Genomic DNA, 21,836 nt, shown 5'->3' on the forward strand with positions numbered 1-21,836 from the left:
CATGGACTCACCGAATGGGAGTACCGCTCTGCACGTGCTCTTCGTGTGCGCCGGCAACACCTGCCGGAGCCCGATGGCGGAAGCGATAGCGGTGAGGAAGGCATCCGATCTCTCCAGACGAGTCGAGTTTCGCTCTGCGGGAACCGCCGCCCATGAGGGAGATCCCGTTACCGGGGGCGCACTGCGGGCCGCCGCGAGGGCGGGACTCGACCTCGCCCGACACACCGCTACCCTCGTCGATGAGGAGATCGCGAACTGGGCGGATGTTATACTGGTTATGTCTCCCGGCCACCTTGCTCGGCTGCGCCGACTGGGTGCGGGCGACCGCAGTTTCCTCCTCTCCGCGTTTTCCACCGCCAAAGAGGCTCCGTCCGCGGAGGACGTCGGGGTTCCCGACCCCTTCGGCGGAGGCTCCGACGTCTACGAACACACCTTCGCCGTGCTCGAAGGACTGGTCGAGGACGCCATCCACCGCCTCGAAGGCTGACCCTGCGCACCGGAAAGACATGCCGAAACCCGAACATCCCCAAGTCCTGGCGTTGCTGGGCGACCCGGTAGCCCACTCCCTCTCCCCGCCAGTTGTGAACGCGGCTTGCGCGGCCGCAGGCGTGAAGGGCGTCTATGTGGCCATCCGATGCGGTGAAGACGATCTCGGCGGTCTGATTCGCGGCATTTCGAGGGGCGGAGCGGGCGGCAACGTCACCCTGCCTTACAAGGAGCGGGCCGCGAGGATCGTCGAGGTACCCACCGCGGCCGTCCGCCGCTCGGGCGCCTGCAACACCTTCTGGAGGGGGGATGACGGCCGGGTGCACGGCGACAACACCGACGTCGCCGGTTTCCAGCGGGCGGTCGAACACCTGTGCGGCCGGTCGGCGCAAGGTATGCGCGTCCTGCTTCTGGGCGCCGGGGGCGCGGCGCGCGCCGTGCTTCTGGCGCTTGTGAAAGATGGAGTGGACCAGGTCACGGTCAGGAACCGGTCGCTGGAACGAGCGAGAAGGGTGGCGCGGCGCATCGGCGGATTTCGGGCTCGGGTCGCCAACGTTCAGGAAGACATAGACGGCGAATCCTTCGACCTGGTCGTGAACGCGACCTCGTTGGGGATGAAGGAGAGCGACGGAAGGGTCTTGAACTTCGAGCGCCTGCGCAAGATCGGATACGTTCTCGATCTGGTCTACCGGGCCGATTCGACCCGGCTCGTGCAAAGCGCGGTCGAGCTGGGCATTCCGGCCGCCGACGGCAAGGAGATGCTCGTCCAGCAGGCGGCCGTCGCCTTCGAACGCTGGTGGAAGCGGCCCGCGCCGATCGAGGTCATGCGGGAGGCGGTCGCCGCCGCGTGCGAGTAGCCGTTCTCCACGGGCTGCTGGCCGACCACCTGCGCACCGCCGCCGACTTCTTCCTGCCCGCGGGATGCGCCGCCTGCCAGGGCTGGATTCCCGGAGGAAAGGATGCCGCGCTCGTGTGCGCCTCGTGCCGGGGACGGCTGCGGCCCGCCCCGTGGCCCCGCTGCCCGCGCTGTCACTATCCGGCGAGGGGCGGTCCGAGAGCCGATAACGGCGAGTGCGGGAACTGCGCTCTCTGGGATCCCGATCTGTTTGCCGCGCGGTACTCCTACGTCCTCTGTCCGGTCAGCTCCCGGCTCGTGCGGGGGCTGAAGTACGGCGATTGGCCTGAACTCGCGGAGCCGCTGGCCGAAGCTTTGGTCGAGCTCGAGCTGCCCGCCTCCTCCGAAATCGGGGGCGGGGTCGAAGCGGGGATCCCGTCGGGATCGGGCCTCGATTCCCTCGTTCGAAGAGTAGTCGCCTACGTTCCCGCCACACCGGACCGCGAGAGCCGCCGGGGCTACAACCAGTCCAAGGAGATCGCGCGTCGCTACGCGGCGGAGAAGGGCCTTCCGATCGTCGATCTTCTCGAACGGCGCGGGAGCGAGGTGTCGCAGACCGCCCTGCGTCCGACCGAGCGTTTCGCCAACGTCCGCGACGCCTTTCGCCCCAAGGGTAACGCGACACTGGATCCCGGTACCGAGGTTCACCTCGTCGACGACGTTCTGACCACCGGAGCCACCGCTTCGGCGGCGAGCGCGGCGCTGGTTCGGTGCGGCGCGGGCAGGGTTATCTTGCTCACGTTCGCTCGAGCCGTCCCCGAACTGGATCACCGCTTTCGTCGGTGACGTGCGGGTCCCCTCAGCTTGCGTCCCACAACCCACGAGGACCTGAATTTTGTCCGTCAAATTAGCGATCAACGGCTTCGGCAGGATCGGCAGACACGCTCTGCGAGCCGTAGCCGTGAGTGAGAGAAACGATGTCAAGATAGTGGCCGTCAACGACTTGGCGTCTATCGACACACTCGCGCACCTTCTGCGCTACGACTCGATGCACGGTCGCTACCCCGGCTCGGTCGAGGTCGACGAATCCGCGAGCGCGATCCTGGTGGACGGCGCCCTCGTGCGAGTGCTGAGCGAGCCGAGACCCGAGCGGATTCCCTGGGGAGAGCTCGGTGTGGATGTGGCGCTCGAGTCGACGGGACGCTTCCGTTCGCGGGAGGACGCGGCTCTGCACCTGGAGGCCGGCGCCCGCAAGGTCGTGATCTCCGCTCCGGGCAACGGCGTGGACGCCACGTTCGTGCTGGGTGTGAACCACGACACCTACTCCAGGCGGGATCATCACGTGGTCTCGAACGCGAGCTGCACCACCAACTGCCTGGCGCCGGTGGTGAAGGTGATCGCGGACCGCTTCGGTTTCAAGCGAGGTCTGGTGACCACCGTGCACTCGTACACCAACGGCCAGAACATCATCGACGCCCCGCACAAGGATCTCCGTCGCGCACGCGCCGCCGCCGTGTCCATGATCCCCACGACGACCGGAGCGGCCCGGGCCACCGGGGTCGTTCTTCCGGAGGTGCAGGGGCGGATCGACGGGCTCTCCGTCAGGGTACCGACCGCCGACGTCTCCCTCATCGATCTGGTCGCCGAGGTCGAGTCCGACGCGTCGGCCGAGTCCGTGAACGACGCCATGCGCCAGGCCTCCGCCGGACCGCTCGCCGGCATTCTGGAGGTCTCGGACGAACCTCTGGTTTCAGTGGACTTCGTCGGCAACCCTCACAGCGCCGTCGTGGACGCAATGAGCACCGCCGTCATCGAGCGCCGAATGGTCAAGGTGCTGGCCTGGTACGACAACGAATGGGGATACGCCAACCGCCTGGTCGATCTCGCCGCCGTGGTGGGAGCGTAGCTGGGGAGGTTCGGCGGTGCGCGTCCCTCCTCACCTTGACGCGCAACCTGCACGGGATGTTAGGTAGATTATTCCACGAGGAGCGGAAGGGGTAGGGTACATTTCCGATGGAACAGGATCGATGAGCTCAGTACAAACACGTCGAACGGCGGCGGTTGCTCCTGCACCGCTGGGGGGAGCTGCTGATCGGACGTTGCCCGAAGATTTCGAGCGGTGGTTCAGCGAGCACCGAGGCACCATCTTCCGCTATGTGCGTTTCCGAGTGGCGAACCGGGAATCGGCCGAGGACGTCACGTCGGAGGTGTTCATGAAGGCGCTCCGAGCCTTCAGGACCTACAACCCGTCCAAGGCGGCCCCGCGCACCTGGTTGATGACCATCGCCCGCAACTCGGTGACGGACCATCTTCGGCATCTCCAGCGCCACGGTTCGAATCATGTTTCACTTGACCGCATGCCCGACCTGGTTTCGTCGTTGCCCTCGCCGGAAGAGCGGGTCCTGCGCGAGGAGAGGGTCCGGCGTCTGCTGAACGCGGTGCGCATGCTGAGGAAAAACGAACAGGAGATCCTTTCGCTCCGGTACGGATCGGGTCTGCGCAACACCGAGATCGCGGAACAGCTGGGAGTGTCGGCCAACGCAGTGGCGGTGAGGATGCATCGCGCTCTCAAGCGCCTGAAGCTCACGGTCGGCGAAAACCCGGAGTTCGATGCCAATGGCAGATCCGATTCGAACGGGGGTTCCTCATCCTGTTGCGGGATGGCCGGTTCCGAATGAACGACTGGAAGCTCCCCGACGAACTCGAGGCTCTCGACCTGGAGCTCGACTCGATCCGCTACACGGAACGGGCATCGTTCGGTGCCGAACTTCGCCGGGAGCTCCAAGAAAAGTGGGAGTCCGAGTACTCGGAAGAGAAACCCGGTGCGGCGCGACGGCTGACGCTCGCCTTCGAACGCTTCTCGGCGAACCGACTCAGGCGCGAAGCTGCCCTTGCGACGTTGACCGTAGCTGCTACCGCTCTGGCATTCCTCTTTTTGATTCCCGGACCTCGGCAAGGCTTGCCGACCGACGTGCCGAAGGTCGCGGGCGGGATGATCGCGGACGTTCCGGGAGCTTACGCCGCCCTCCTCCACCTCGACTTCACCGGACCCGACCGACGCGCTCTGCTCGTTGACGCCCTCAAGGTCGTCTATCCGAATACGGCCTTCGACGATCTGCGCTTGCTGGTCGAGGGATCGAAACCTCGGACCATGAGCCCTACCCGCTGGAACGCCTTCGCCGAGAGAGCCTTCCAAAGAGCCGCAGGCAGCTCTCCCGACAACGCGGCTCCACTCCTTGCTCTGGCGAGGATCCGGGCCGGACAGGGGATGCGCGATCAAGCCGCCGGACTGTTCGAGCAGGGCATCGCACGGGTGACCGAACATCCGTCCATGGCCTCACCGGAGCTCGTGGCTTCGCTTCTCGTGGAGAGGGGCGAGCTCTGGCTCGAGGGACAAGCCGCGGACGTCCTGCGAGGTTCCGTACCGACTTCGGCGATCAATCCCGACAGCTGTCCGGAGGTGACCTCGTCCGACGGATCCAGCCTCCGTGCTTCGACGCGACAGCTCGTAGCGTGGAACTACCTCTGTCCCGACGAGTTCGGCTTCCTGATCGCGAATTCGTTCGAGGCCGACAGCATCGGAGCGTTCGGGCGAACGACGACCCCCGACAGATTGAGCCACTCGCTCTTCGCCGTTGCGGCCGAGATCGACCCCGGGCACGCGGACGCCAACGTGAACTACCTCCTGCCGTTCACCGACGGACGCTGGCACGAGCTGCTCAGAGGCGCCGAGCGTTTTCGAGCTGCCTCCGCAGGTGCGCCGGAGGCCCATATCCTCTCGGGGCTCGCCTTGCAGAGACTCGGAAGAAGCGCCGAAGCCGCCCTCCACCTGCAGATCGCTCTCGATCTGCTACCTTATGCCAAGGCCCGAGCGATACGCGACGTGACCTCTCTGCTCACGGGCAGGGAACTCGTACTCTATCGCTCGCTGAACGGCTCCGAGAGGCAGGTCTGGGAGGAGGAATTCTGGGCCGGCCTCGACCCGGATCCGACCACCCCGGTGAACGAGCGCGAAGTGGAACACCTGGCTCGGGCCGGCCAAGCCTTGCTGCGCTTCGGTGATCTCACGTGCGATCCCGCCCAGGTCTGGGTCCGGTACGGCAGACCGTCCCTTATCCGTGTCGTCTCGGGGGACGGAGAGCACGACACCGAATTCTGGGACATCGGCACCGGCACCGACGCCACGTTCGTGCGTCTCGACCCCCGCCTTCCACCCGTCCTCACGCTCGAGGGCCGGGCGTATCTGGACGACCTTTCGGACACCTTCCCGCATCGCGGCGTGATTACCGACGGTTGACCGCCCGTGGACAACTTCCAGCAGTCTGAACCTCCGCCCGCGAAGCGGTCGATCGTCGATGTCCCGCGGAGAAAGCTGTTCGGCGCGCGAACGGTGGTACGCGCGGATCTCAACCTGCCGATGGTCGACGGCGAGATCACCGACGACGCCAGGGCTCGGGCGGTCGTCCCCACGTTCCGGTACCTCGTCGGGAACGCTGCTCGCGTGTGCGTGCTTTCGCACTTCGGCAGGCCCGGAGGCAGGCCGGATCCGGCACACTCCCTCGCCCCGGTCGCGAAGACCTTGGCTTCGCTGCTGGATCACCCCGTGCGCTTCGTCGAGGATTCGACACCTGCGGTCGCCCTCGCGCGGACCTCCGACCTGGCGCCGGGCGAGATCGCGCTCCTCGAGAACACCCGCTTCCACCCCGGAGAGACCGGAAACGATCACGAATTGGCCGACGGCTGGGCCGGTCTGGGCGAGATAATGGTCAACGACGCGTTCGGAGCCGCGCACAGGGCGCACGCGTCCACCTCCGGCCTGGCCCACGCGGTGCGCGCCCGGGGCGGGATCGCGGTCGCGGGAATGCTGATGACCCGAGAGCTGCTCTTCCTGGCGCACGCCCTCCACGATCCGATCCGCCCCTTCAACGCGTTCCTGGGCGGCGCCAAGATCGCCGGCAAGTTGACTCTCGTGGATCGTCTGCTCGGGAAGGTCGACGCTCTCATGATCGGCGGGGCGATCGCCAATACCTTCCTGGCCGCCTGCGGCCATGAGGTGGGGGCTTCCCTGGTCGATTCCGAGCGAATCGGCCTGGCGGCGGAGTTCCTGAAACGCGGCCGAGACCGGATCGAGCTCCCGGCGGACTGCGTGGTGACCGAGAGACTCGTCGCCGGCGCGCCGCACCGCGTGGTTCGTGCCAACGAGGTGGGGCCTCGCGATATGATCGTGGATATCGGGCCGGAGACGGTCGCCCGTTTTCGGGAACGTGTGCGGGACTCTCGCACCGTCGTGATGAACGGCCCCTTCGGCGTCCTCGACCTGCCCGCGTACGCTCGCGGCACCGCTCAGGTGCTCGAAGAGATCGCGCGCTTGTGCGAGACGGACGGAATCGGCATTCTGGGTGGCGGAGATTCGGCTGCGGCGGCACGTATGGCGGGGCTGGTCGAGCGGCTGACCCATGTGTCGACGGGCGGTGGTGCGTCCCTGGCGCTTCTCGCCGGGGAAAATCTGCCCGGCGTCGACTGCCTGAACGATGTCCTGCAAGCCGCCGCCGAGCCGCCGGCCCGGGTCGGAGTCGGCGCATGAGCGTGATCGCCGGAAACTGGAAGATGCATCACGCTCCGCGGGACGCGGAGGCGTTCTTCGACGCCTTCGATATCGCCGAAACGGATCCGGACCACGAGATCGTCATCTTCCCGCCGACGGTCTCGCTCTGGGCGGCGCACCGAAGAACCCGCTCGAATCCCCGCATCCGCCTCGGCGCACAGAACGTGCACTGGCGGAGCTCGGGAGCCTACACGGGCGAGCTCTCGGCGTCCATGGCGGTTCGGGCGGGCGCCAGTCACGTGCTCGTCGGCCACTCGGAGCGACGCGCCTTCTTCGGCGAGAGCGACGAAGAGGTGGCCAGGAAGACCGCCGCGGCTCTCCATGCCGGCGCGATCCCCGTGATCTGCTTGGGCGAGACCATCGAGGAAAAGCGATCCGGCATGGCGGTAGCGGTAGTAGGCAGGCAGCTCGGTGCGGTGCTCGGCACGCTGGCGGAAGGTTGTTCCGACGCTTCCTCCGACCTCGGAGGCGGCGCGCCCGGCCCCGCCAACGGAGCCGGGACCTTCCTGGTAGCGTACGAACCGGTCTGGGCCATCGGAACGGGCGAGACCGCGACCCCCGAGGATGCCGAGCTGGCACATGCGGCGATCAGGGAACAACTGGCGGACGTGCTGGGCGCGGCGACGGCGACGCGCACGCCCATCCTCTACGGCGGTTCCGTAAAGCCGGACAACGCACGCGAGCTGTTGAGCGCCGCCGGTGTGGACGGCGTACTGGTGGGCGGCGCGAGTCTGAACCCCCACCACTTCGCCGCGATCGCCGGGGCGGCTCCATGAGGCGGATTTCGGTTCGGGCCGGTTCGAGACCTGGCTGAGCACGGCCGGAGACGACCTTCCCGCAGCCGGAGGCGCGCCCCCCTCCAGATCCGATCACAAAAGGTAGGGCTCCGGTGATCCGGGTTGCCACCGAGCTCCATCGCCTCAAGCTCCACCACCTTGACGGGAAGGCCCGCTCGGGTGAGCTTTCGGCCCGGGTGAGCCGCCACCCGCACCTCGACTCCGATGGATCCGACTCCAAGCAGATGACCACCTTCCTCTATCTTCTCCTTATTCTGGACGGGCTCTTCATGGCCATCGTCGTCCTCCTCCAAGCGGGGAAGGGCGGTGGTCTTGCCGCAGTGGGCGGTGGCGGCGGCACTGCCATGACCGAAGGCATCCTCGCCGGCAGGCAGGCCACGAGCTTGCTCACGCGGGCGACTTGGATCAGCGGCACGATCTTCCTTGCCTCCGCTCTGGCCCTCTCCATCATCTCGCAGCGGAACGCCGTGCCCACCTCCGTCATCCAGGTGCCGACTCCCAACGCGGCCCCGGTCCCGATCCTGAGCACCGTGGGCGAAGGAGACTCCGCCGTCGGAAATGACGGCGAGGGCGCACCGGGCGAGGGCGCGACCGGCCAAACAGGCGAGAGCGCGAGCGACTCCGGGAACGGAAACGACGGCTAGAACGATTCCGGCAGCGGCTGAGGCCGCCACCCCCGACGAACTCCGTCGGATCTGCCTGGGTGCGGCCGTCTCCATCGGCGCGGACGTGTCGTCGACGATGGCGATCGCCGACCTCGGTCGGTCCGAGGCCCGTCCCTCCGCCCCTATCCGGAGCTCGCACTTCGATGTGGCTGTCGCGGCGGCTCTCATGGGCGGAGGCAACCACCTGGTACACACCTCCCCGAGCGCAGGCGTTCTCCACCTCCACGGCCAGAGCCTGTCGTCCGTCTTCGGCCAGGCCTCCGACACCGGTCCGGTGACGAGTCCGGCTCTGCTTCGGCGAACGGGCGGGTCCCCAAGCTGGATCGGGCCGACGCCGCAGGGACTCCACTCACCCGACGTTCCGGCCGGCATCGCTCTTCAGGTAGCTGCCGGCATAGCCTTCGCCATCCGTCGAACCGGCCGGCCCGGAGTGACTGCGGTCATCCAGCCCTCGAGCGTCACCGCGACGGGCGCCTGGCACGAAGGTTTGTCTTTCGCGGCGGCCACCGGTTCGCCCCTCGTGGTGATAGTCGCACCCGAGCTTCACACGGGCCGATCGGCCACGCCCGACCGCGCCCCCCCCGCGTGGCAGGCCGTCGCCGACTCCTACGGTACCTCGCTGGAGGAATCCGATCCCGAACTGCTCCCGGTTTTCGGCGCCACCCGCCGCGCCCTGCACCGCGTAAGATCGGAAGGCCGTCCGCTCCTGTTGATTCCGAATCGCGACCCGCTCGCACCCGCCGAAGAGCTCGCCCGGCTCAGGACGGCTTGGGAAGGCGTCGGGATCGGGGCGGCGGGGCAACCGGACTGGCCCGCCATCGAGGGGGAAGCCCGGGACGTGGTCGGACGCGCCGCCGAAGCGGCCGGGGTCTAGGCATGACCGCAGGGACGCCCGATCACCTGACCCGCTCGGAGCGCGGCGAACCGGTCACGATGCTGGAAGCGATCTCCGAGGCGCTCTTCGAGGAGATGGTAGCGGACGATTCGGTCCTGCTCATGGGCGAAGACATCGGCGCATACGGAGGCGCCTTCAAGGTGACTCGCGGCTTCCTCGACCATTTCGGTCCTGATCGCGTGGTCGACGTTCCCATAGCCGAAGGCGGGTTTACGGGAGCCGCCGCCGGAGCGGCGCACGCGGGACTGCGCCCGGTGGTCGAGATGCAGTTCATGGACTTCGTCTCGCCGGCCTACGACGTTATCACCAACTACGTCGCCACCGCGGCGTATCGGGGAGCCGGCCGACTGCCGATGGTGATTCGCGGTCCGGTGGGAGGGGGGGGAAGGGGAGGGCCCTTCCACTCGCAGAACGTCGAGATGGCCTTCTTCCACACTCCGGGCCTCAAGATCGTCTACCCGAGCAACACCGCAGACGCCAAGGCTCTGCTCAAAGCCTCGATTCGGGACGACTCCCCCGTGATCTTCGAGGAACACAAGGGACTCTACCGGGCACCCGACTTGCGTGCGATTCTCCCGCACCCTCTGCCCGAGGTCGAGATCGGACGCGCGGCGACGGTCCGTCACGGAAGCGACCTCGCCGTCGTCACGTACGGCGCCATGGTGCACGAATCTCTCAAGGCCGCAAATCTGCTCGCCGAGGACGGCGCCGAGGCCCGGGTCGTCGACCTGCGCACCCTTCTGCCGCTCGACGACGAGGCCATCGCCGAGGCGGTGAAGGACACCGGACGCGTTCTCGTCGTGCACGAAGACACCCGGACGGGCGGGATCGCCGGCGAGATCGCGATGCGCATCAACGAACTGGCCTTCGAATGGCTCGACGCGCCCATCGTGCGCGTAACCGCGATCGACGCACCGGTCCCCTACGCGGGAAGGCTGGAAGACGAATTCTTACCGGGAAGCGCGGATATCCTCACGGCGCTCCGTTATCTTGCGGAGTATTGAACCGAGGCCTCCCCGGGGGGTAGTCCGGCTCACCGCAGCGGTTCGGGCCCCCCTCGACCCACCTCAGAACAGCAGGAGTAAGAAGCAGTGGCGCGCATAGACGTACCCATGCCCCAGATGGGCGAGTCCATCGCCGAGGGCACCGTGTCCAAGTGGCTCAAGGCCGTCGGCGACCGGGTCGAGCGGGACGAACCGATCCTCGAGATCTCCACCGACAAGGTGGACGCCGAGATCCCGGCTCCTTCAGGAGGCTGGCTCATCGAAGTCGTGGTGAGCGAGAGCGAAACGGTCGAGGTGGGCACCACCGTGGCGATCATCGACACCGAGGCTCCGTCTGCGGGGTCCGGCGACGAGACCGCCGCATCGCCCACCCTCTCCGCAGCAGAGGACAACGGCGCGCCCCAGGCGGGAGCCGCCGCCCGACCCGACACCGCAGCACCGGACCGGGAGAGCGGAGACGGCGCCAGCTCTCTCGACGAGCGCTTGCGGACCCGTTCGACACCGGTCGTCCGCAAGATCGCGGCCGAGCACGACGTGAACGTCGCGGACGTGGAGGGCACCGGGCACATGGGCCGGGTCACTAAGAAGGATATCCTGGCCCACATCGAGACTGCGGCATCGGCGCCCTCGCCCCCGGCGACCCCACGTCGGACCCGATCCGCACCGACCGACGCGGCGCCCTCCGATCTCTGGGAGCGCTTCCACCGCGAGGTCGAGCACCCGCGCTACCCGGTCCGTTCGAGCGACCGCGTGGAGGCGATGGACAAGATTCGACGTCTCACGGCCGAACACATGGTGGTCGCCAAACGCGTCGCGCCGCACGTGCACTCGTTCATAGAGATCGACTTCAGCGCCATCGACCGGGTGCGCAAGGCGCGCAAAGCCGCATGGGCCGAGCGCGGAGCCAAGGTCAGCTACACGGCCTTCGTCGCGTGGGCGGTCGCCCGGCTTCTTCGCGACTTCCCCACGGTGAATTCGGCCGTTTCAGGCAACGAAGTCATCTTCCGCGGCAACGTCAACCTCGGCATGGCCGTGGACCTCAACCCCGGATTGATCGTCCCCGTCGTCCACGACGCCGACGACCTCAGCCTCGCCGGCATCGGGCGCAGGATGGTCGATCTCGCCGAGCGCGCGCGCGGGAGGACTCTCCTACCTTCGGAGATTCAGGGAGCCACCTTCACCATCACCAACCCCGGAGTCCTGGGCACGCTGGCGGGGCTCCCCGTGATACCGAAGGGCACCTCGGCGATTCTGGGCACCGGGGCCATCGAGAAGCGGGTCGTGGCGGTCGAGGACCCGGTGAGCGGAACCGACTCGATCGTCGTCCGCAAGCGCTCGATCTTCACCTTGGGCTATGACCACCGCATAGTGGACGGAGCCGATTCGGCCCGTTTCCTCTCGGCCCTCAAGGCCATGCTCGAGTCCTTCCCGGAAGACGTCTGAGCTGACGGAACGGCCTCCGCGTCCGCCCCTCCGCACCCGGCGTTTGGGGGCGGTACCCTATCCCGAAGCCGTCGTTCTCCAGGAGGAGCTGGTGGCCCGGAGGCGGGCAGGCGAGATCGCCGACACCCTCCTGCTTCTCGAGCACCCGCACGTAATCACACTCGGTTCGGGCGGGAATCCCGCGCATGTCCTCCTGGACGAAGGCGAGCGAAAGCGGCGTCGCATCGATCTCTACCGAGCATCCCGCGGGGGAGACGTGACTTACCACGGACCGGGGCAGCTCGTCGCCTACCCCATTCTCGACCTCAAGCCCGACCGCAAGGACCTGCACCGCTACCTCAGGGACCTGGAGGAGGCGCTGGTGCGCACGGCGGCCGCGTTCGGCGTGAACGCCCACGTCCGTCCCGGGCTGACGGGGGTCTGGACCGGGCGAGGGAAGCTCGCGGCCATCGGGGTGCGGGTTTCCTCGGGATGGATCACCTCGCACGGCGTCGCCCTCAACGTGTCGACCGACGCCTCCTACTTCGGCGCCATCATCCCTTGCGGGATCCCCGACGCCGTAGCGGTTTCGCTCGAGACGGAGCTAGGTCGCGAGGTCACCATGGAGAGCGTCCAGATCGCGTTCGCCGAGGAATTCGCGGCGGTCTTCGGTCGCCGACTTCGGTGGACGTAATCCCGGTACGGGTCGCGCAGTCTGTTGCGCGTGGCCGGAAGATTTGTCGACTATCGGTCATAGGAGAAACGTCTTTCGGGAGGGAGGAACTCTCGGTAGTCCAGGAAATTACCTTTCTCCCGCTCTCCATCGAGCCACTCGGGAAAGCCGGACTCGCACAGGCCTCCGGAAGAGCTCTGCTCGGCTGCGGCGCGGGTCGCGATCAGGTCGGCGTAGGTGTTCTCCGGATGCCCGTCGTGACCGCGTACCCACTGTACGCCGACGCGGCGCAGCGTCAGGATACTGTCGAGCTCGCGCCAGAGATCCAGGTTTTCGATAGGCCCTTTCTTGCGCCTCCAGCCCCGCCTTTTCCAGCCGGGCAACCAATCCTTCACTCCCTTGGCCAGATAGACGCTGTCGGTGATCAGGAGGGCGGGACGCGACCCACGCAGCGGACCCAGAGTCTCGATAGCCGACCGGAGCGCCATGCGGTTGTTGGTGGTATCGGGTTCCGAAATCCAGAGATCCCGTCGCTTCCACTCACCGTCGTGCCACGCCTCGACGAGTCCACCCGCGCCGCCCGGACGCGCTCGGTCCCTGAACTGGTTCCCCAGGCAGGATTCGTCGACGTGGATGTACACGGGCGATCCCGCCAAATGTCGCCTCCTTTGTCGAAGTCACTCATGGGCTTTGTCGAAGTCGCAACGGGGTGGAAGTTAGACCGACTTCCGCCGAACGGGCAAGCGAGGGCGCACCGGAACGCGAGGTTCCGGAGTCCGCGCTCGAAGTTAGCGCGCGATGCCCACCGAATTCCGGCCATATGGCGGCCGGCTCCGCGCGGCGCTAGATTGCCTAACCCCGCTCCCGAAGCCAGGTGGCGCCGTTCCGCCCTCTCTCCCACTCCCAACCCACGCCACCCGATGCCCGTCAGGAGCGACCGCTGGATTCGCCGGATGTGCGAAGAGACGAGGATGATCGAGCCCTTCGTTCCCCATCAGGTGCGCGAAGGTCAGATCTCGTACGGCCTGTCCTCCTTCGGATACGACGTTCGCGTGGCCTGCGAGTACAAGGTCTTCACCAACGTGCACAGCCACGTGGTCGATCCGAAGGACTTCAATCAGGGATCGTTCGTGGACCTGGAAGGAGACCATTGCACCATCCCCCCCAACTCCTTCGCGCTGGCCCGAACAGAGGAGTACTTCCGCATCCCGCGCGACGTTCTCGTGATCTGCGTGGGAAAGTCCACCTACGCCCGCTGCGGTCTGATAGTGAACGTGACGCCGCTGGAACCCACGTGGGAAGGGCACCTCACGCTGGAGATCTCCAACACCACGCCCCTGCCCGCGAAGATTTACGGTGGCGAAGGGATCGCGCAGCTAGTATTCTTCGCAGGCGATGAAGAACCGGAGGTCGCCTATTCCGACCGACAAGGCAAGTATCAGAAACAGCGCGGCGTGACCCTGCCCAGGATGTAGGAGGAAAATCTGATCAGAGCGGATATCGTCGACGAGGTCAAGCGCCTGATGGGACCGGTGCTTTCCCGCAGGGAGAGCTCCGAGATCGTCCAGGCCTGTCTCTTTTCGATCAAGCGGGCGCTCGCCTCCGGAGAACGGGTCGAGCTCAGGGGGTTCGGCGTGTTCGAGGTGGTGGATCGACAGCCGCGAACGGGGCGCAACCCGAATACCGGAGAGAAGGTGCCGGTGCCCGCCACGAAGGTCGTCCGGTTCAGGCCTTCGAAGGACATGCGCGCCCTCGTCAAGGAGCTCGCGTCCGAGGAACAGTGACGGCGACTCGGACAGACCGGTCCGGATCGGCCTAACGAAAAGCGGGCCTCGGCGGTCTGGATATCAGTGAAAGACCTTCCAAGGCCGGGAGTCGATCCGACCGACGACGATCTCGTCCGAGAGAGCCGCGCAGGAAACGGATCGGCGTTCGGACTGCTGGTGGAGAGACACCATGGCGCCGCCTTCTCGCTCGCCGTATCCATCCTTCGCGACCATCACCGGGCCGAGGACGCCGTCCAGGACGCCTTCGTCAGGGCCTGGAGAGCGATTTCCAGATTTCGAGGCAGCTCTACCTTTCGCACCTGGCTCCTCGTCATCGTGGCCAACACCGCCCGGGCGGAACTGGGCAAGGTCAAAGCGAAACGGGAGATCGCGATGGACGTCATCGAATCGACGCCGAGCTCCGAACCCGACCCGGAACGGCAGGCCGTGGTGAGTAGCGAAGCGGCGAAGGCCAGGACCTTCCTCGCCGCCCTTCCCGAAAAACAAAGAATCGCGGTGACTCTTCGCGTCGAGACCGGACTTAGCTTCCGTGAGATCGGAAAGATCGCGGGCTCGAGCGAGGGGTCGGCCCGCGTGAACTACTTCTACGGCATTCGCAAGCTTCGTGAAGCCATGGCGGAGAGTTAGCGGCCCGTGGACAAAGCCTCCCATTCGCCTCAGGATGCCAAGTGAACATAGGAAAGCTCGTCGGAAAGGAGGGAAATCCATGAATACGAGCCTCGAAACCCGTGCGTCATGCGAGAGCGTTCGCCTTCTGATCCCCGACGCGGTGGCGGGACGCGGAAGCGACGATCTCGTGGTCGCCCACGTCGGGGGATGCGCGGACTGCCGTGCCGAGATGGAGCTCGTGGAACACCTCTGGCGAAGCCGCCCGCCGGCCCCCAAGGAACTCGCCGACTCCACGAGAGCCGTGCTCGCCGACCTGATGTCGACGGGGGAAGCCGGAAGCGAGGCCGACTCCCGCGTCATCCGTCGGCCGGTCGCCACCCGCCTGTGCCGCAGCGGGCGATCGAGCGGTCGTCCAGGCCGCAGGTTGTCCGCGACGTCGTGGAAAGCGGCCGCAGCGATCGCCGCGCTCGCGCTCGGCATCGGCTACCTCGGCAACGTTCTCGACGCCGGAGAGCTGCCGTCCTACGCCTTCGAGCTTCCCGACGAGCTCTCCATCTGGATGGCGGCGGACGGGATGATAGCGGGCGAACCCGCGTTCGTTTCCCTCTCCGAGGAGGATATCGAAGTGATCATCGAAGAGCTCGACATCCTGCTTGACGGGGAGGGTGAGTGACCAGGGCGAGGCTGGTTCCGGTCCCGGTCGCCGCCAGGCTGGCTCTTCTACTGCTCCTCCCGGCTCTCGGTCTGCCGGCCGAGGTCGAGGCGCAACGCCGGCCGACGCGAGGCGGTCCGCCGACCGAGATGTCGCGCATGGAGAAGGCGCTCCGAGCCCGGTTCGCGGAGCGGGTCAGGCGGGAGCTCGGTCTCTCGGACGCCCAACACGAAGAGCTGGAGGAAGTGGCTCGCGAGTACTGGTCGGCGCGCGCCGAGCTGGCGGAGCATATCCGGGAGAGTCGCGCACGGACGGAAGAGCAGGCCGCCGATCTCGAGGCGGACGAGGCGCTGACCCTTCTTGGAGAGCTAATCCGCCTGCGCATGGAGGAGATCGAGCTGATGAGGGCCGAACAGGAAAGGCTCCTCGAATTTCTGACACCGGTGCAGGTGCTGCGCCTGATGGTCCTCAGAGAAGAGCTCGGCGCCAGGATTCGCAGACTCGGAAGGCGAGAACCCGGAGAATCGCCTCGGACCGGAGAGTCGCACGAGCTGCCTGCGGGAATCGGTCGGCGCCCCGCGCATCGACCGACGCAGTCCGACCGGAGCGGCGCTCGTACCGACCTTCCGATTGACGAAACTGGCCGCTTAGGACAGGTTTAGGGCGCGACCTCTCCTTCATCGCGATCCCCTCGGCGTCCGGCCACCATGAAGCTTCACGTCAACACCCTCTTCTTCGCCGCCTACCGGGACCTCCTCGGTACCGAAAGGCTGGAAGTAGGATTGGAGGAAGGCGCGACCGTCGCCGATCTGGTCGCGTCGCTGCGGGGTAGGGGAAAGCCCTACAGCGCCCTCCCCTCTCGTCCCGCCGTCGCCGTGAACCTCGCTTACGCCGCTCCGGGTCAAGCGCTCGCGGACGGCGACGAGGTCGCATTCATTCCTCCAGTTGCCGGAGGATGACGCTCGCCGCCGGCCGGACCGCCTCAGAGGCGTCCTCCTTCGCCGAGGTCACCGACCTTCCCCTGGATCCCTCAGCGCTCCTCTCCCAGGTCGGATCGGACACCGACGGCGCCCGGATCCTTTTTGTGGGTGTGGTCCGAAACCACGCGGACGGACGGTCCGTCGACGGCGTGACCTACGAGGCCTACCGCGACATGGCGGAGCGCGTGCTACACGAGATCGTCTCCGAAACCGCTCGTGAGCTCGGTCGCGGTTGCGTCGCCGCGCAGCACAGGACCGGATCGCTTCGCGTAGGCGAGGCCAGCGTCGCCATCGCGGTCTCGTCTCCGCATCGGGCCGAGGCCTACCGTGCCTCCCGTCGAGTGATCGAAGAGATCAAGATCCGTCTGCCGATGTGGAAGCACGAGAGCTACGTGGACGGCTCCCGGGAGTGGGTGAGGGGCGAGCGGCCCGAAGCTCCGTCCTCCGCAGACGAGGTCGGCCCGTGAAGGATCGTTTCGGACGTCGCGTCGAATATCTCAGGATATCGGTCACCGACAAGTGCAACCTGCGCTGCGTCTACTGTATGCCCGAAGAGGGCCTGCCCTGGCTCAAGCGCGACGAGATACTCAGCTACGAGGAGATCTTCGAGATCGCCCGCGTCATGGCCGGCATGGGGCTTCGCCGTCTGCGGATCACCGGCGGAGAACCTCTGGTGCGCCGCGACCTGCCTCGCCTCGTCGCCGCACTCCGCCGAATTCCGGAGATCGACGACATCTCGCTCTCCACGAACGCGGTGTTGCTCGCGGACGTCGCCGACGAGCTGCGGAGCTCCGGCGTCCAGCGAGTCAACATTTCTCTCGACTCGCTTCGTCCCGAACGCGTGGACGCGATATCGCGACGGACCGGCTCCTGGCGGAAGATCATGAACGGGCTGAGGGCGGCGGAGGAGGTCGGCTTCAGCCCGATCAAGATCAACGTCGTGCTCATCAAAGGTCGGAACGACGACGAAATCGAGGACTTCGCCGAGATCACGCGGGAACGCCCCTGGCACGTCCGCTTCATCGAACTTATGCCCACTGGCGCCAACCTCGATCTGAGCGCCAACTCGTACGTCTCCTGCCGCGAGGCTCTGCGACGGGTGAGGGCGTTGGGCGAGATCGAACCCTCACCCGGTCCCAAGGGTAACGGTCCGGCCACCTACTTCCGCTTCCCCCGCGCACCGGGATCGGTCGGGGTCATCACCCCGATGAGCCACAACTACTGCGACCGCTGCAACCGCATGAGGCTCACCGCAGCGGGTCAGCTCCGCCCCTGCCTCTTCGGAGAGATCGAGACCAATCTGCGCGATCCGCTCCGGGCGGGGGAGGACATTCGACCCCTGATCGAGGACACCCTGCGCATCAAGCCCGAGCGCCACTACCTGATGCAGGGCAGCGCGGTCGGTTCGGGAGGGCTGGTGGCTCTCTCGCAGACCGGCGGATAATCCACTCCAACCCATCCGAACCCGCCAAATGGCAAGCAAGATTTCCGTAGTCGGCGCCGGCCACGTCGGCGCCACTTGCTCCCAGCTCATCGCTCTCAAGGAGCTGGCCCGCGAGGTGATCCTCATCGACATCGCCGACGGCATCCCGCAGGGCAAGGGGCTGGATCAGTGGGAGAGCGCTCCCGTCGAAGGCTTCGACACCCGAGTGACGGGTGCCAACGACTACTCGCTCGCCGCCGATTCCGAGGTCTTCGTGGTCACCGCCGGCATCGCCCGCAAGCCGGGCATGAGCCGGGACGACCTCCTCAGGACCAATGCGGGCGTTATCCGCTCGGTCACCTCGGAAATCCGCCGCGTCGCGCCCGAGTCCGTCATCGTGATGGTCACGAATCCGCTCGACGTCATGGCGCAGGTCGCGCTGGAAACCAGCGGCTTCCCCCGCGAGCGGGTGATCGGAATGGCCGGCGTGCTGGACACGGCGCGGTTCCGCTCCTTCATAGCTCTCGAACTCGACGTCTCGGTCGAAGACATCCAGGCGCTGGTGCTGGGAGGGCACGGCGACACGATGGTGCCGCTGGCCAGCTCGGTCTCGGTCGGCGGCGTTCCCCTTGCCCAACTGATGGACGCCGACACCATCGCCAGGCTGGTCGAACGCACGCGCAAGGGAGGCGGCGAGATTGTAGCCCACCTCAAGACCGGGAGCGCCTACTACGCGCCCGCGGCCGCGGCCGTGCAGATGGTGGAAGCCGTCGTGCGCGACAAGAAGCGGCTGCTGCCGTGCGCCGCCTGGCTCGAGGGCGAATACGGCATGGAAGGTCTCTACCTCGGCGTGCCCTGCATTCTGGGGGAGGGCGGGCTCCGGCGGGTCGTCGAAGCGGAGCTGACTGCGGAGGAGCGCGCGGCTCTCGCCGAGAGCGCGGAGCACGTCAGGGCGACGGTGGCGGCCCTGCGCCGCACCGAGGATGCCGAGTAAAGTGTCTACGCCCGCCTACCTCCTGCTGGAGGACGGGCGTCGCTTCGACGGACGAGCCCTCGGGGCGCTGGAAGCCTCGGAAAACGGGACGGAGGCGGTTCGCATCGCTCCCGGCGAGGTCATCTTCAACACCTGCATGACCGGATACCAGGAGGTGCTGACCGACCCTTCCTACACCGGCCAGCTCGTGGTCATGACCTACCCGCTGATCGGCAACTACGGCGTGAACGGCGATGACGCGGAGTCGAGTCGCGCCGCAGTCTCCGGTCTCATCGTTCGAGAGAGCTCCCGCCTCGCCTCGAACTGGCGCTCCCAGCGGACTCTCGACTCGTACCTGAAGGACGAGGGGGTCGCGGGGCTGACCGACGTCGACACCCGCGCGCTCACCCTCCACATCCGCTCGCGAGGGGCCATGCGCGGAGCCATCGCTTCGGCTTCGGTTCCCGAGCACGAGGCCATGGCGCACGTTCTCGCCACGCCGGTCATGGAGGGGCTCGACCTAGCCTGCGGGGTCTCCACCGAAGAGCCTTACCGCATGGCGCCCGACGCGGAAGCCTCGTATCGGGTCGTCGCCCTCGACTACGGAATGAAGCTCAACTCGGCACGGCTCCTCGTCGAACGGGACTGTTCGGTGTCGGTGGTGCCGGCCCGGAGCGGCGTCGAAGAGATACTTGAGATGGAACCCGACGGCGTGTTCTGCTCGAACGGCCCCGGCGACCCGGCGGCGGTGGAGGGTGCGGGCGAGACGATCCGCGCTCTCATCGAGCATGGAACGCCCACCCTGGGAATCTGCTTGGGCCACCAGTTGATCTGTTCGGCCTTCGGCGCCTCGACGTTCAAGATGCCGTTCGGCCACCACGGAGGAAACCATCCAGTGCGCAACCTCGAGCGCGACCACGTCGAGATCACCTCCCAGAACCACGGTTTCGCCGTGGCGTACGAAGGCGAATCGGTGCCCGGCGCTCCGGAGCTGCGGGTCACGCACGTCAATCTCTACGACCGGACGCTCGAGGGAGTGGCGCACCGGGAGCTGCCGCTGATTTCGGTGCAGTACCATCCCGAAGCCGCGCCCGGACCACGCGACAGCAGCTACCTCTTCGACGACTTCGTGGGGCTCATGGCGGCGCGAACCGGTCCCCGGCGGGCGGGGAGCGACCCGTCGACGGCCCTTGCCCATACCCCCTCTTCCGGCTAGTTTTTCGACGCTCGGAAGGAGTCCGACGGGGTTGAAGGGATTCGGACTCATCTTCGCCTCATCGCTCCTTCAACCTCGCCCGGATGCCGCGAGACTACCTCCCGGTTCTGATCCTCTTCGCCGTGTCGATGCTGAACGCGATCGGCATGGTCGCGGTCAGTCACCTCCTGAATCCGAAGAGGCATACCCCCCAGAAGCAAATGCCCTACGAGTCGGGCATGATCCCTCTCGGCAGCACGCGGCAACGCTTCTCGGTGAAGTTCTACATGGTGGCGATCTCGTTCATCGTCTTCGACCTGGAGACGATCTTTCTCTTGCCGTGGGCCGTCGAGATGCGGGACCTGGGTTGGGGACCGTTCATCGCGGTCCTCGTCTTCACAGCGGTGTTGGCGCTGGGTCTCGCCTATGAATGGCTCAAAGGAGGATTGGAGTGGGAGTGAACTTGCCGACCAGGGGCCCGTCCGAACCGGCATCCGCGGATGTAGAACCGCAGGGCTCGCCCGGTCTATTCGGTTTCGGGACGCCGACCTTTCTCACCTCGCGGGTCGACGCCATCGTCAACTGGGGTCGCCGGAACTCGTTGTGGCCCATGCCGTTCGGCACCGCCTGCTGCGCCATCGAGATGATGGCCTCGGCCGCCTCCAACTACGATCTCGCGCGTTTCGGCATGGAACGGATGTCGTTCACCCCCCGGCAGGCGGACGTGCTCATTTGCGCGGGGCGCGTACCGTATAAGCTCGCTCCGGTCCTGCGACGCATCTGGGATCAGATGCCGCAGCCCAAGTGGAGCGTCTCGATGGGGGCGTGCGCAAGCTCGGGCGGAGTCTTCGACGTCTACTCGATGGTGCAGGGAATCGACACCGTCATCCCGGTCGACGTCTACGTGCCCGGCTGTCCGCCGAGGCCCGAGGGGCTCATCTACGGCCTCATGATGATCCAGGAGAAGATCAGGCAGGAGAGCCTGACCAGGCACCGCGAGCACCGCCGGGAAAGCCCCTCCGAGGTAGCCCGGCCCAACGCCGACCCGCACGAGGTCGTGGGACTCACCGGGCCCTTCGGCAACTCCTCGCAGCAGGACGATCACTCCTCGGAGGCGATCGCCTCCGCCGGGTATCGACGGAGTGAGAGGACGTGACGCCACCGGTCGATTTCGGCGCCGTCGATCTCGGTCCTGCAGCAGCTGGCCGGGAGCCCGCCAGCGACCGAACGGGCGGGACGGTCGCCGACCATCCCCTCTTCCGCGGCCTGCGCGACCGGTTCGGAGAGGGAATCCGTTCGCACGCCGTGCACGCCGGCGACCAGTGCGTAGTCTGGATCGATCCCGCCCGCAACCTTGAGATCCTCGGCTGGCTCCGCGACGACCCCGACCATCTCTTCGACGCCATGATCGACGTCACCGCGGTGGATTACGGTGGCGGGCAACCGGTGAACGTCGTCTACCAGCTCTACTCGATCAGGCACCGTCACGCCCTGCGCCTGCGCTGCGAGCTGCCGCTCGAGGCTCTCGAAATCGACTCGACCACCGGGCTGTGGAGCTCAGCCAACTGGCTCGAACGCGAGGTCTTCGATCTCTTCGGCGTCACCTTCCGAGGCCACCCCGATCTGCGCCGGATCCTAATGCCGGACAACTACGCCGAAGGTCATCCGCTGCGAAAGGACTTCCCACTGCGCGGCCGATTCTCCCGCGCCGAGCAGACCCGGCGGGCCCTAGATCAGGACCTCGAAAACTTCTACATCCCGACCGATCTCGAAGCCGGCGGCGATCCGCAGCTCTCCGAGGATTCCGACTCCGGCGGAGGCGTCTGATGGCGGGA

At 66.7% G+C, this 21,836-nt stretch carries 27 protein-coding genes; 26 read left to right on the forward strand and 1 reads right to left on the reverse strand.

The window, feature by feature from the left end:
- Window position 1: 1 nt before the first annotated feature.
- From J4G12_01365 to lipB, 13 genes are all read left to right on the forward strand, one after another.
- Window positions 2–487: a low molecular weight protein arginine phosphatase gene (locus J4G12_01365; protein MCE2454454.1), complete on the forward strand. Its 486-nt coding sequence runs from the start codon at window positions 2–4 to the stop codon at window positions 485–487.
- A gap of 19 nt (window positions 488–506) precedes the next feature.
- Entirely contained in the window at window positions 507–1,343 is an 837-nt protein-coding gene (aroE, locus tag J4G12_01370; protein MCE2454455.1) for a shikimate dehydrogenase, read from the forward strand.
- Window positions 1,334–2,167: a ComF family protein gene (locus tag J4G12_01375; protein ID MCE2454456.1), complete on the forward strand. Its 834-nt coding sequence runs from the start codon at window positions 1,334–1,336 to the stop codon at window positions 2,165–2,167. The genes aroE and J4G12_01375 overlap by 10 nt, the downstream gene beginning before the upstream one ends.
- A gap of 49 nt (window positions 2,168–2,216) precedes the next feature.
- Entirely contained in the window at window positions 2,217–3,227 is a 1,011-nt protein-coding gene (gene gap, locus J4G12_01380; GenBank protein MCE2454457.1) for a type I glyceraldehyde-3-phosphate dehydrogenase, read from the forward strand.
- 121 nt (window positions 3,228–3,348) lie between these two features.
- The gene (locus tag J4G12_01385; GenBank protein ID MCE2454458.1) at window positions 3,349–3,999 is read left to right on the forward strand and encodes a sigma-70 family RNA polymerase sigma factor; all 651 of its coding nucleotides are present in this window, start codon (window positions 3,349–3,351) and stop codon (window positions 3,997–3,999) included.
- Window positions 3,996–5,618 (forward strand): hypothetical protein, encoded by a 1,623-nt coding sequence (locus J4G12_01390; GenBank protein MCE2454459.1) that lies wholly within the window; start codon window positions 3,996–3,998, stop codon window positions 5,616–5,618. Before J4G12_01385 ends, J4G12_01390 begins: the two co-directional genes overlap by 4 nt.
- A gap of 120 nt (window positions 5,619–5,738) precedes the next feature.
- Complete coding sequence (locus J4G12_01395) at window positions 5,739–6,905, forward strand: phosphoglycerate kinase (GenBank protein ID MCE2454460.1); 1,167 nt, start codon at window positions 5,739–5,741, stop codon at window positions 6,903–6,905.
- Window positions 6,902–7,702, forward strand: a complete 801-nt coding sequence (gene tpiA, locus J4G12_01400) for a triose-phosphate isomerase (GenBank protein ID MCE2454461.1) — start codon at window positions 6,902–6,904, stop codon at window positions 7,700–7,702. The genes J4G12_01395 and tpiA overlap by 4 nt, the downstream gene beginning before the upstream one ends.
- A gap of 113 nt (window positions 7,703–7,815) precedes the next feature.
- Window positions 7,816–8,367 carry a preprotein translocase subunit SecG gene (gene secG / locus J4G12_01405; protein MCE2454462.1) on the forward strand — a complete coding sequence of 184 codons (552 nt, stop codon included), beginning with the start codon at window positions 7,816–7,818 and terminating at the stop codon, window positions 8,365–8,367.
- 97 nt (window positions 8,368–8,464) lie between these two features.
- Entirely contained in the window at window positions 8,465–9,262 is a 798-nt protein-coding gene (locus tag J4G12_01410; GenBank protein ID MCE2454463.1) for a hypothetical protein, read from the forward strand.
- Between the two features lie 2 nt (window positions 9,263–9,264).
- Window positions 9,265–10,287: an alpha-ketoacid dehydrogenase subunit beta gene (locus J4G12_01415; protein ID MCE2454464.1), complete on the forward strand. Its 1,023-nt coding sequence runs from the start codon at window positions 9,265–9,267 to the stop codon at window positions 10,285–10,287.
- Between the two features lie 87 nt (window positions 10,288–10,374).
- Window positions 10,375–11,730 carry a 2-oxo acid dehydrogenase subunit E2 gene (locus tag J4G12_01420; protein ID MCE2454465.1) on the forward strand — a complete coding sequence of 452 codons (1,356 nt, stop codon included), beginning with the start codon at window positions 10,375–10,377 and terminating at the stop codon, window positions 11,728–11,730.
- 1 nt (window position 11,731) lies between these two features.
- A complete protein-coding gene (lipB, locus tag J4G12_01425; protein MCE2454466.1) occupies window positions 11,732–12,403 on the forward strand; it encodes a lipoyl(octanoyl) transferase LipB in 672 nt (223 codons plus the stop codon).
- A 50-nt stretch (window positions 12,404–12,453) separates the two neighbouring features.
- On the opposite strand, the gene J4G12_01430 is transcribed toward lipB, so the two are convergent.
- Window positions 12,454–13,023, reverse strand: a complete 570-nt coding sequence (locus J4G12_01430; protein MCE2454467.1) for a ribonuclease HI — start codon at window positions 13,021–13,023, stop codon at window positions 12,454–12,456.
- 279 nt (window positions 13,024–13,302) lie between these two features.
- On the opposite strand from J4G12_01430, the gene J4G12_01435 reads away from it, so the two are divergent.
- The 13 genes from J4G12_01435 (at window position 13,303) to J4G12_01495 (ending at window position 21,828) form a co-directional block, all read left to right on the forward strand.
- On the forward strand, window positions 13,303–13,857 hold the full coding sequence (locus J4G12_01435; GenBank protein ID MCE2454468.1) for a dCTP deaminase: 555 nt from the start codon (window positions 13,303–13,305) through the stop codon (window positions 13,855–13,857).
- A gap of 9 nt (window positions 13,858–13,866) precedes the next feature.
- Complete coding sequence (locus tag J4G12_01440; protein ID MCE2454469.1) at window positions 13,867–14,166, forward strand: integration host factor subunit beta; 300 nt, start codon at window positions 13,867–13,869, stop codon at window positions 14,164–14,166.
- A 66-nt stretch (window positions 14,167–14,232) separates the two neighbouring features.
- Window positions 14,233–14,796: an RNA polymerase sigma factor gene (locus tag J4G12_01445; GenBank protein MCE2454470.1), complete on the forward strand. Its 564-nt coding sequence runs from the start codon at window positions 14,233–14,235 to the stop codon at window positions 14,794–14,796.
- 79 nt (window positions 14,797–14,875) lie between these two features.
- On the forward strand, window positions 14,876–15,451 hold the full coding sequence (locus J4G12_01450; protein MCE2454471.1) for a hypothetical protein: 576 nt from the start codon (window positions 14,876–14,878) through the stop codon (window positions 15,449–15,451).
- Window positions 15,448–16,092, forward strand: coding sequence for a Spy/CpxP family protein refolding chaperone (locus tag J4G12_01455; protein MCE2454472.1), 645 nt, complete (start codon window positions 15,448–15,450; stop codon window positions 16,090–16,092). Before J4G12_01450 ends, J4G12_01455 begins: the two co-directional genes overlap by 4 nt.
- A gap of 45 nt (window positions 16,093–16,137) precedes the next feature.
- On the forward strand, window positions 16,138–16,389 hold the full coding sequence (locus tag J4G12_01460) for a MoaD/ThiS family protein (GenBank protein ID MCE2454473.1): 252 nt from the start codon (window positions 16,138–16,140) through the stop codon (window positions 16,387–16,389).
- Complete coding sequence (locus tag J4G12_01465) at window positions 16,386–16,877, forward strand: molybdenum cofactor biosynthesis protein MoaE (GenBank protein ID MCE2454474.1); 492 nt, start codon at window positions 16,386–16,388, stop codon at window positions 16,875–16,877. The genes J4G12_01460 and J4G12_01465 overlap by 4 nt, the downstream gene beginning before the upstream one ends.
- Window positions 16,874–17,854, forward strand: coding sequence for a GTP 3',8-cyclase MoaA (moaA, locus tag J4G12_01470; GenBank protein ID MCE2454475.1), 981 nt, complete (start codon window positions 16,874–16,876; stop codon window positions 17,852–17,854). The genes J4G12_01465 and moaA overlap by 4 nt, the downstream gene beginning before the upstream one ends.
- A gap of 28 nt (window positions 17,855–17,882) precedes the next feature.
- Window positions 17,883–18,827 carry a malate dehydrogenase gene (mdh, locus tag J4G12_01475; GenBank protein ID MCE2454476.1) on the forward strand — a complete coding sequence of 315 codons (945 nt, stop codon included), beginning with the start codon at window positions 17,883–17,885 and terminating at the stop codon, window positions 18,825–18,827.
- On the forward strand, window positions 18,817–20,022 hold the full coding sequence (carA, locus tag J4G12_01480) for a glutamine-hydrolyzing carbamoyl-phosphate synthase small subunit (GenBank protein MCE2454477.1): 1,206 nt from the start codon (window positions 18,817–18,819) through the stop codon (window positions 20,020–20,022). Before mdh ends, carA begins: the two co-directional genes overlap by 11 nt.
- A gap of 83 nt (window positions 20,023–20,105) precedes the next feature.
- A complete protein-coding gene (gene ndhC / locus J4G12_01485; GenBank protein MCE2454478.1) occupies window positions 20,106–20,462 on the forward strand; it encodes an NADH-quinone oxidoreductase subunit A in 357 nt (118 codons plus the stop codon).
- Window positions 20,432–21,157 carry an NADH-quinone oxidoreductase subunit B gene (locus tag J4G12_01490; GenBank protein ID MCE2454479.1) on the forward strand — a complete coding sequence of 242 codons (726 nt, stop codon included), beginning with the start codon at window positions 20,432–20,434 and terminating at the stop codon, window positions 21,155–21,157. Before ndhC ends, J4G12_01490 begins: the two co-directional genes overlap by 31 nt.
- Window positions 21,154–21,828, forward strand: coding sequence for an NADH-quinone oxidoreductase subunit C (locus tag J4G12_01495; protein MCE2454480.1), 675 nt, complete (start codon window positions 21,154–21,156; stop codon window positions 21,826–21,828). The genes J4G12_01490 and J4G12_01495 overlap by 4 nt, the downstream gene beginning before the upstream one ends.
- Window positions 21,829–21,836: the final 8 nt, after the last annotated feature.

The sequence above is a fragment of the Gemmatimonadota bacterium genome (genome assembly GCA_021295815.1).
GTDB lineage: Bacteria > Gemmatimonadota > Gemmatimonadetes > Longimicrobiales > Gaopeijiaceae > JAGWBQ01.